The 9115-nt window shown below is 65.7% G+C and carries 9 protein-coding genes and 1 pseudogene; 7 read left to right on the forward strand and 3 right to left on the reverse strand.

What is annotated here, in order from left to right; all coding sequences use genetic code 11:
• Nucleotides 1-8 precede the first annotated feature (8 nt).
• From ACH442_RS44735 to ACH442_RS44750, 4 genes and pseudogenes are all read left to right on the forward strand, one after another.
• Entirely contained in the window at nt 9-1025 is a 1017-nt protein-coding gene (locus tag ACH442_RS44735; protein WP_396344282.1) for a diiron oxygenase, read from the forward strand.
• 39 nt (nt 1026-1064) lie between these two features.
• Nucleotides 1065-2330: an MFS transporter gene (locus ACH442_RS44740; protein ID WP_396344283.1), complete on the forward strand. Its 1266-nt coding sequence runs from the start codon at nt 1065-1067 to the stop codon at nt 2328-2330.
• The gene (locus tag ACH442_RS44745) at nt 2327-2875 is read left to right on the forward strand and encodes a peroxiredoxin (RefSeq protein WP_396344284.1); all 549 of its coding nucleotides are present in this window, start codon (nt 2327-2329) and stop codon (nt 2873-2875) included. Before ACH442_RS44740 ends, ACH442_RS44745 begins: the two co-directional genes overlap by 4 nt.
• Before the next feature lie 148 nt (nt 2876-3023).
• Nucleotides 3024-4584 (forward strand): annotated as a pseudogene (locus tag ACH442_RS44750) (ISL3 family transposase); the annotation flags it as partial.
• Nucleotides 4585-4657: 73 nt separating this feature from the next.
• Here the strand turns inward: ACH442_RS44750 and ACH442_RS44755 are convergent.
• The 3 genes from ACH442_RS44755 to ACH442_RS44765 form a co-directional block, all read right to left on the reverse strand.
• The gene (locus tag ACH442_RS44755) at nt 4658-5404 is read right to left on the reverse strand and encodes a hypothetical protein (RefSeq protein WP_396344285.1); all 747 of its coding nucleotides are present in this window, start codon (nt 5402-5404) and stop codon (nt 4658-4660) included.
• 3 nt (nt 5405-5407) lie between these two features.
• Nucleotides 5408-5899, reverse strand: coding sequence for a sigma-70 family RNA polymerase sigma factor (locus ACH442_RS44760; RefSeq protein WP_396344286.1), 492 nt, complete (start codon nt 5897-5899; stop codon nt 5408-5410).
• Between the two features lie 232 nt (nt 5900-6131).
• Nucleotides 6132-6446: a hypothetical protein gene (locus tag ACH442_RS44765; RefSeq protein ID WP_396344287.1), complete on the reverse strand. Its 315-nt coding sequence runs from the start codon at nt 6444-6446 to the stop codon at nt 6132-6134.
• Here ACH442_RS44765 and ACH442_RS44770 point away from each other — a divergent pair.
• The 3 genes from ACH442_RS44770 to ACH442_RS44780 are packed head-to-tail and all read left to right on the forward strand — an operon-like array spanning nt 6445 to nt 9041.
• Nucleotides 6445-6714 (forward strand): integrase core domain-containing protein, encoded by a 270-nt coding sequence (locus ACH442_RS44770; RefSeq protein WP_396344288.1) that lies wholly within the window; start codon nt 6445-6447, stop codon nt 6712-6714. The genes ACH442_RS44765 and ACH442_RS44770 overlap by 2 nt on opposite strands.
• Complete coding sequence (locus tag ACH442_RS44775) at nt 6704-8941, forward strand: DUF499 domain-containing protein (RefSeq protein WP_396344289.1); 2238 nt, start codon at nt 6704-6706, stop codon at nt 8939-8941. The genes ACH442_RS44770 and ACH442_RS44775 overlap by 11 nt, the downstream gene beginning before the upstream one ends.
• Nucleotides 8877-9041, forward strand: a complete 165-nt coding sequence (locus ACH442_RS44780) for a tyrosine-type recombinase/integrase (protein WP_396344290.1) — start codon at nt 8877-8879, stop codon at nt 9039-9041. Before ACH442_RS44775 ends, ACH442_RS44780 begins: the two co-directional genes overlap by 65 nt.
• Nucleotides 9042-9115: the final 74 nt, after the last annotated feature.

Raw genomic sequence — 9115 nt, forward strand, 5'->3', positions numbered from 1 at the left:
GGATCCCGATGAACACCGACTTCGTCCGACTCGCCGTCCGTTCCGCAGAACAGGCGGCGCAGGGATCGAAGGGCCTGGGTGCGGTCGCCGCCTCCGCGGGGTATCGGTCTCGGTTCAAGAACTGGGATCGGACTGCGTCCGTACGAAGTCGGCCGCTGCGTGAGGTGACGGCGGCAGACACAGATCTCCTGTACTTTCCGCCGGAAATGGTTCCGGTCTGGTCCCATCCGCTGGTCGCGGATCTCGGCGCGGACGCTCAGAACCGGGTGCTGGTCCATGCGCTCTATCAGTACCTGCATTTCACTTCCGAACTCGAGGACCTCGCTGTCATCCCGGTCGCGATGGACCTGAGCCGGGGTCGATCAGGCATCGAGATACCGGCCGGCATGCGTCGGGACGCTTTCAAAATCGTCACCGATGAGGCCTGGCACGCGCAGTTCTCGTTCGAACTGACCGACCAGATCGTCCGGGACAGCGCCGAGGAGAGCCCGCCCTACGGCGAGCCACTGTTCGTGTCGCGTCTGGAAGCCGTCGCGCGACAGTTGAAGACGAACGTTCCGGCCCTGGGCAGGCTGCTGTTCGCTGTCGTCAGCGAAACTCTCATCTCCTCGCTGCTCGCCGAGATCCCTCATGATCGGCGTCTGCCTCTCGCGGTCCGGCAGACGGTGGCCGACCACGCCATTGACGAAGGTCGTCATCACGCCTACTTCCACGACGTCCTGAGGATTCTCTGGCGGGCCCTGAGCACTAACGAGCGAATGCATGTCGGCCCGTGGCTGCCCACCATCATCCAAGCGTTCCTGGAGCCGGACTACGCGGCCACGGCGGATTCCCTCGCCCTGCTCGGCCTGACCTCGGAACAGATCGAGGCCGTACTGGTCGACAGCTATCCGCGGGACGGAGTGCTCGCGACGGTGGCCGCGTCGGCCCGCCCCACGATCGCCTACTTCGAGGAGGTCGGGGCGTTGAGCGACAGTGCGACCGCTGAAGCCTTCGCTCCGCTGCTGTCAGCGCGAGGTCATTGACGTGATGCGTTATCCGTGACAGGGAAAGTTAGGACTGCGATGGCGGATTTGGAAGGCGACGTGCCCGAGCGCCGTTCGTCACGCGACTTCTGGAAATTCTGGGCGGCCTCGGCCGTCAGCACCACCGGAGACGGTGTGACATCGGTGGCGCTGCCATTGGTCGCCGTTTACCTGCTCAACGCCTCCAACTTCGAGGTCGGCCTGATCACCGCCGCCAACTATGCGGCGATCGTGCTCGTCGGTCTGCCGGCCGGTGTGCTCGTCCAACGATTTCCGTTACGCGTCACACAGATCTCGATGGATGTCTTCCGCGCCCTGCTCGTCCTCAGCATCCCGGTCGCGGCCTGGCTCGGTGGTCTCTCCCTCTACCAGCTACTCCTGGTCGCCTTCCTCGTCGGTCTCGCCAACAACATCTTCGGAGTGGCTAATTCGACCGTCATTCCCTACATCGTGCCCAGGGCCGAACTCACCCGGCGTAACGGGCTTCTCTCCGGCACGATGGCGACTACGCAGCTCGTTGGACCGGCCGTCGCCGGTGTGCTCGTCCAGGCCATCGGCGCGGCGTCCGCGATCGTCGTCGACGCCTTCTCCTATCTGACCTCGACTCTGCTGCTCGGTTCCATGTCCAAGCCGGATACGCGCGACCGTCACGTCGACGAAACGGGATTCTGGCAACGGATCGCGGCCGGCCTCCGATTCGTGGTGCGTCATCCTGCGATCCGGCCGAACCTTTTCTCAGCGACCGCTCTGAACTTCGCCAACGGCGCGCTGATGGCCGTCACTCCGACATACCTCGTGCGCACCCTCCACCTCCCGGTCGGTGTCGTGGGTCTCGTGATGGCGGTCGACGCGCTGGGCGCGGTCATCGCCGCGGCTCTCGTCGCAAGACTGGTGGATCGGTACGGAGAGACCAGAGTTCTCCTGCTGGCGGTTCTCGGAGGTCCAGCGGTGGGACTTCTGATGCCGGGTGCAGCCGGACCGGCAGCAGTGCTGATCTTCGCGGCCGGGATGTGCGGACTTTCCGCGGGCGTCACCATCTCGAGTGTCATCACGCGTACTCATCGGCAGAAAGTGACACCACCGCACCTGCTGTCGCGGGTCATGGCCTCGGTCCGGTTCGTCTCCTGGAGTGCCACCCCGTTCGGTGCGCTGCTGGCCGGCGCGGCTGCTCAAACCTGGAACCCACGAGCCGGCCTGGTCATCGCCGGTCTTGCCGCGTTGCTCGCACCGGTCGCCGTCTGGAGCAGCCGGATCCGGCAGACGAGTCGCATGGAGGACCTGACGCCTGCAGAGGCCGTCCGATGACGGATTCTGCCCCCACCGTGCCGGATTCCGCAGCCGGCCACGACTTGATCGGTGCGGCATTGCCCGCGCTGGCACTTCCCGCCAGCGACGGCTGCCTCGTCGATCTCGGCGCGCTCGGTCCCGGGCGGACGGTGATCTACCTGTACCCGTTGACCGGGCGTCCTGGCGTCCCGCAACCCGCCGGGTTCGAGGGTTATCCCGGTGCTCGTGGTTGTACTGCCGAATCTCGTGACTTTCGCGATCACTACACCGATTTGCGAAACGCCGGCATATCACGGATCTTCGGTCTGTCCGGACAGGACTCGTCGTACCAGCAAGAGGTCGTCGAACGGCTGCGTCTACCGTTTGTGTTGCTCTCCGACTCCGCGTTCCGGCTGGCGGACGACCTCGGCCTTCCGACTTTCGTCGTCGACGGCGGCCTGCGCTTCCACACCCGCACGACGCTGATCGTCCACGCCAATCACGTCGAGCACGTCTTCAGCCCGGTAGAGGCTCCCGAGGCTCACGCTCAGCAAGTCCTCGACTGGGTGCGATCCCACTTGTGATCTCGTCCACCCTGCCGACGCCCACGCCGAATCGTCCGGGACTGTAAAAGAAGAACGGCTCTGGCGCAGATACGGTGGTCGGGTGACCACCATCCTTTGTGATCATTCGCGTACGCGATCATGATGCCCGTGCGATGTAATCGGGACCATCTTCCCGCAGTTGTCTTCGCTGGTCATTGAGCAGGTCATCGATCTTGGGACGACGGTGGGCGTCGTGGCCCGACCGCCCGTAGCGGCTGCGGCCTGCCCGGACTGCGGGCAGCTCAGCGAGCGAGTACACGCCCATCACCAGCGACGCCTGGCGGATCTGCCGGTCGGTGGTCGTGCCGTTGTCGTGCACCTGCGCGTTCAGCGCCTGGTCTGTGGCGTTGTCCTGCCCGCGGCGGACCTTCCGCGAGCAGGTGCCGGCGTTGACTCAGCGGTGGGCGCGGCGGACTCGGCAGTTGACTGCCCTGGTCGCTGACCTGGCCGTCGTCGCCGCGGGCCGGGCCGGTGCGGGCGTGCTGACCCGGGTCGGTGCGGGCGTGCTGACCCGGGTCGGTGCGGGCGTGCTGACCCGGGTCGGTGCGGGCGTGCTGACCCGGGTCGGTGCCCGGGTATCGCGCAGCACGGTGCTGCGGGTGCTGGTGGCGGCGCCGATTCCCGAGCTGCCGGTGCCGTCTGTGCTGAGCGTGGACGACTTTGCGCTGCGTCGGGGCCGCCGGTATGCGACGTTGCTGATCGACGCGGTCACCCATCGCCGCGTCGACGTGCTGCCCGACCGCAAAGCCGACACCATGGCTGCGTGGCTGCGCGACCATCCAGGCGTGCAAGTGGTATGCCGCGACGGGTCGGCAGCCTATGCCGAGGCGATCCGCACCGCAGCACCCCAGGCAGTGCAGGTCAGCGACCGCTGGCATCTGTGGACGAACCTGGCCAAGGCCGTCGAGAAGACCGCGATCGCCCACAGCGGCTGCTGGCGTGACGGCCCGGTCCAGCCGGACCAGCCACTGAATGAGCGCACCCGCGACCGCCACCGAGCCGTGCACACGCTCCTCGATCAAGGCCACGGCCTGCTGGAATGCGCCCGCCGGTTGGGCTGGGCGCTGAACACCGTGAAGAGTTACGCCCGCGCGACCTCAGCTGAAGAGTTGAAACGCCCGCCGCGCTACCGCGCGACGCTGGTCGATCCGTTCCGGGATCACCTTCGCCGCCGCCGGGCTGAACAGCCCGGCATGGCGGTAACCCGGCTGCTGGCCGAGATCCGCGAGCTCGGCTACACCGGCAGCGCGAATCTGCTGGTCCGCTACCTCAACCAGAGCCGCGCGGACGCGCTGCACACGCCGCCCTCGCCGCGCCGGCCGGTCTCCTGGCTGATGACCAGACCCACCGATTTACCCGCCCACCACCAGCAACAACTATCCGATCTCCGCGCATCCTGCGCCCATGTGAGTGTCCTCGCCGAACGCGTGCAACAGTTCGCCGACCTGCTCACCGGCCGCCGCGGCGAAGACCTCGGCGCCTGGATGGCCAGCGTCGACGGCGACGACCTGCCCGCCCTGCACGGATTCGTCCACGGCCTGCGCAGAGACCTACCCGCCGTCGTGGCCGGCCTGACCCTGCCCTACAGCAACGGCCCGATCGAAGGCGCCAACACCAAGGTCAAATACCTGAAACGGCAGATGTACGGCGGCGCCGGCTTCGCCCTCCTACGCCAACGGATCCTGCTCGCACAGGCCGAACACCTCGACCACCGTTTCTGCGCCAGAGCCGTTTTCCTTAACACTCCCGCGGAGACCTGATCTATCGCGGAAGCAGGTCTTCAACGGCGGTCAAGGGAACGGCCACGAATCCTTGGGGCGCGAGATGGGCGTATTGACCGCTGCCGGGCACTTCGGTGAGGGGCCCTCGGTATGGTGTGCCACGAAGCTGACCGATGGAGAAGCCTCCCCAGCAACCTGCTGATATAAAAATTACCTTGTCGCCGACAAGTGGCAGCTGACGCAAGGTGGCGCCGAGGGGTCCTCCGTTCATCTTCTGGGGGGTGTAGACACCGAAGAAGGTGTTGCCGGGACCCCATAGTGGCCCATCGGGGCCGCCATCCACTACGCCAGGCTTGGGCTTGTGCTCCGGCACGCTAACCCAGGCCTTGGTGGCGTCGGCGATCTTCGGACCTGACAAGGTTTTGATATCGGTGATGACGACTTCGTGGTTGATGTAGCCGTCCAGGCCGGTGCGCCCGCTCAGTGTGCCTACACCGGTGATCACTGAGCTTCCTCGCGCGCGGGACAACCAATCGTCCAACGGGGTGCAGCCATCGGCTCCGGCCGCCAAACCCGGCTGGTTGGCCGAAGGGTGACTCCCCGATGGTGGACCCATAGTGAACCAGGCTCCCACACCTGCCGCGATGATCGCCGCTACGGCGAGGCTGCTGATGATGCCTTGTCGGCGGCGGCGCCGGCGCTGCCTTTTGGCGTTCAGGCCGTCCAGCACGCTATCGGGATCAGGGTCGTGGCGTGACAGTGCGGTGCGGAGTTCGTTGACGTCCACGGATCAGCCTCGTTCTGCGGATATGGCGGCCAGGCGCAGAGCCGCTCGGGCGTGGGATAGGTGAGACCGCACAGTGCCGGGTGTGCAGGAGAGGGTGGCGGCGATGTCGTCGTCTGTCTGGTCGAGCACGTACCGCAGGACGACGGCGGTGCGTTGTTGCGGTGTGAGCTGGGTGAGCAAGCGTTCCATGGCGTCGCGGGATGCGACGGTGGTCTGCGGATCCTCGCCGCTGGTCCGGTCGAGCAGACTTAGATCTGACGTCGGTTCGGTGCGCCGGCGCTGCGCTTTGCGATGCTCGGACAGATAAACGTTGACGACCATGCGGCGGACGTACGCGGCTGGATGGTCCATGCGTGCGATACGGCGCCACCGTGTCGACGCGAGCAGTAGGGCGTCTGACAGGACGTCCTCGGCGAGATGGCGATCGCCGGTCAGCGCTCCGGCAAGGCGGGCGAGGCCGGCCATCTCGGCGTTGAGGAACTCGTCAAACGTCACGGTGATCCTTCGCTCAAGCGGGCGTGCGGCGGGGCGGAGCGATTCCTGGAGCTTGCTTCGGCGTACGGCTTCAGGTTGAGAACGTCGCTGGCCCCTCCGATTGTGGAAGCAGGGATCCGACGAACTGCTCGTCCTCGGGGTAAAGGTCGCCGCCTCGACGGTGTGGGAGATCCTCCACGACGCCGGCGTCGACCCGGCACCCGACCGCACGAACAACACCCGGGCGACATTCCTACGCTCCCGGGCCCAGGCCCTGATCGCCGCGGACCTCTTCGAAACCGTGACACTGACCGGTGCCCACCGTTACGTGCTGGCGGTCATCGAACACGCCACCCGCCGCGTCCGGGTCCTCGGCGTCACGCCACATCCGACCGCCGCGTGGGTCGTGCAGGTCGCCCGGAACCTGATCATGGACCTCGAGGACACCGGCTGCCAGGTCAAACACCTGATCCGCGATCGGGACGGCAAGTACCCGGCCTTTGTTCGACACGATCCTCGCGGATGCCGGCATCGAGGTAGTGCTCACCGGGATCGGGATGCCCCGCATGAACTCGATCGTGGAACCGTGGATCCAATCATGCCGGCACGAGCTGCTCGACCGGACCCTGATCTTCAATCAGGCGCATCTGCTGCATGCTCTGCGTGAGTACGAACGCCACCACAATCAGCACCGGCCGCACCGAGGCATCGCGAACGCCCGGCCCCTGCGAGCACTACCCGACCCGACCACCGAGCGAGCCGACCTCGCGCGTCTGTGCATCCACCGGCATGATCGACTCGGCGGCATCCTCCACGAATACGAGCATGCTGCTTGACCAGCACGGATGGCATTATCGGCACCCGCAACCACCCACCGGGAGGTCTGCAGATCAGAACCGACCCACGCAAGCCGGGAAAGCGCAGCTCAACGACTCGCCGGCTGCCTCTGCCGCGCCGCACCCAGGGTATCTGGCGGCACGGCTGCAGCGGAACGGCGAAACGGTCACCGTCACCGACCCAGCCGACTTCGCGCAGATCATCCGACGCCGCCTGTTCACTCGCACGAGCATCGACGCCGCCGCGCGCGCCGCGGCGGGCGCCTACGTGGACACGGCCAACGACGTGTGGATCACTCACGTCTACAGCAAGCTCGGTTCTGGTCGATCGTTGAGCCGCCTCGTCGATCGCGTGATCGAAACGTATCCGTTTCACCCCGATCTCTTTGAACTCGTCGCCAAGGAGTGGTCGAAGGTCCAGGCCTTCCAGCGAGTACGCTCGACCGTTGCCATCTTCGCGCGGACGGCGCTGTACTGGATCAACGAACACAAGGAAGGCCGCTGGGCGCCTGACCTCATCGGTCCTGGCGACATCCCGGTGCACACCGACTCCCTTGAGGCGCTGCTGTCCTCCGGGATCCTTGCAGGCAACGTGCGCGCCATTCAGGGCTTCCGGGCCGTCGCCAACACCGATGTCGTCCGGTCAAGCGGTGGAAGCGGGACGGCGTTCAACCTTGATGCCGTGCTGGAAACCAACGGCGTCAATGCGGGTCAGCCCGCCCCTGCAGTCCGCATGGCGACCGCATGTTTTGCCTACAGTCTGGTTCCCCGAGCCCAAGGCGCACGTGGCGCTACGAAAGCCGAGTTGATCGCGGCGCTTTCCGGGCCCGGCGTTCCCTATCCAGCCGCCGAAGAGGTGTTCAACGCCCTTATCGCCGGTCCCGTCCAAGGCGGCCTCGGCGCGCTAGAGCACACCCGGCCAGCCAACAGCAAGGGCACCGATCGATTCTACCTGTCGATCAAGCAAACGCTCGGCATGTATCACTCGAGCGCCATGACGATGACGAGCAACGAGATCGCCCTCGACCGCATATGGAAACGCGCTCAAGATTTGGCCAGCAAGGCACCGTTCAGCGGCCAGCATTTCGTGGAAGCGACCGGCGACCACAGCACTGCTTCTGCAGCGGCGATCGCTGCAGAAGACGGACCGGAAAACCGCCTACTCGTGCTCGACCCGCGCCAGTGGACCCTACTGAACGGTAAGGACACGTCTACGCGATCCGACCTCGACGTGGCGTTCGGTGTCAAGCCGGGATTAGCTCCGACGTTCGCCGCTTCGATGGTCGCCGTTCTGGTGAACACTCAACGCCGCGCAAGAGCTCGTGACCGCGCCAAGGATGTGCTGGCATGGGAAAGGGTCGTCGACCAGCTCGACCCGTCCGATGAGGATCGTACAGAGGCACGCATCCGCCGGGATGCCGCTCGGAACAAGTTAGACGCCGAGATCAAATGGGCGTACCAGCACTACGCCTACCTGCTCCGAACATCGAACGGGCTAGCCGTGCAATACAAGAGCATCGCGGATGGCAAGACCGCCCTGGCCGGTAGAGACGTATGGGACGAACTTGTCGCGACGGGCCGGGCAGTGGCCCCTGGTGCACTCGCCTCAGAGTACGTCAGCCAGCTCATCGCCTCCGGCGGGTTCGGTCGTCACCTCACACCGAAGGAATTGTTCGCGCTGCCCTACAGCAACCCGGAATGGCCGTTGATAGCCGATCCCGATGATTTACGCCAAGCACTGTTCCAAGTAGCAACCAGCAAGGAATGGATGTTGGCAGACAGCGACGGCAACGAGGTTCGACCCTCGAGTCCCAGTCAGATTCAGCCAGCATCGATGCAGCAACTGCTGCGGCCTCGACCGACAACGACGCCAGCCGCCACCGTGCCCTCGCAGCGTAATACACAAGAGCACGCTTTACCTCCGCAGCACGCACGGACGCCGAGCAGTTCTACAGGGGCGCGGGCGAGTCACTCTGGCCCGGTTCATCACCACGCTGTCCAGCGACCTCAACGACGCCGTCAAACAGCGGCGGCTCCCTCACAGCCCAGCCAGGTACGCAGGGCTGCCCCGGCCACCCCGCCGGAACCTCACCTGCTGGACCACCCGGCAAGCCGAAGGCTTCCTGCGCACCTGCCACCGCATCGACGATCCACTGGCCGACCTGTTCGAGCTGATGATCTGTACCGGCATGCGCAAAGGCGAAGTCCTGGGCCTCCACTGGGTTGACGTCGACCTCGACAAGCGGGTCCTGTTCGTCCGGCACACGCTCGTCAGCATCAACAACTCGCGGTCGATGCTCAGCGACCCTAAGTGGTCCGAGCCGTAAGTCCTTCGGGGGTTATGCGGCCAGGGCGAGTGCGGCAGGCTGGTGATCGCAGCCGGCGGGTTGCTGGAGGTTCT

Source organism: Actinoplanes sp. NPDC020271, assembly GCF_044388125.1.
In the GTDB taxonomy this organism is placed as follows: Bacteria; Actinomycetota; Actinomycetes; order Mycobacteriales; family Micromonosporaceae; genus Actinoplanes.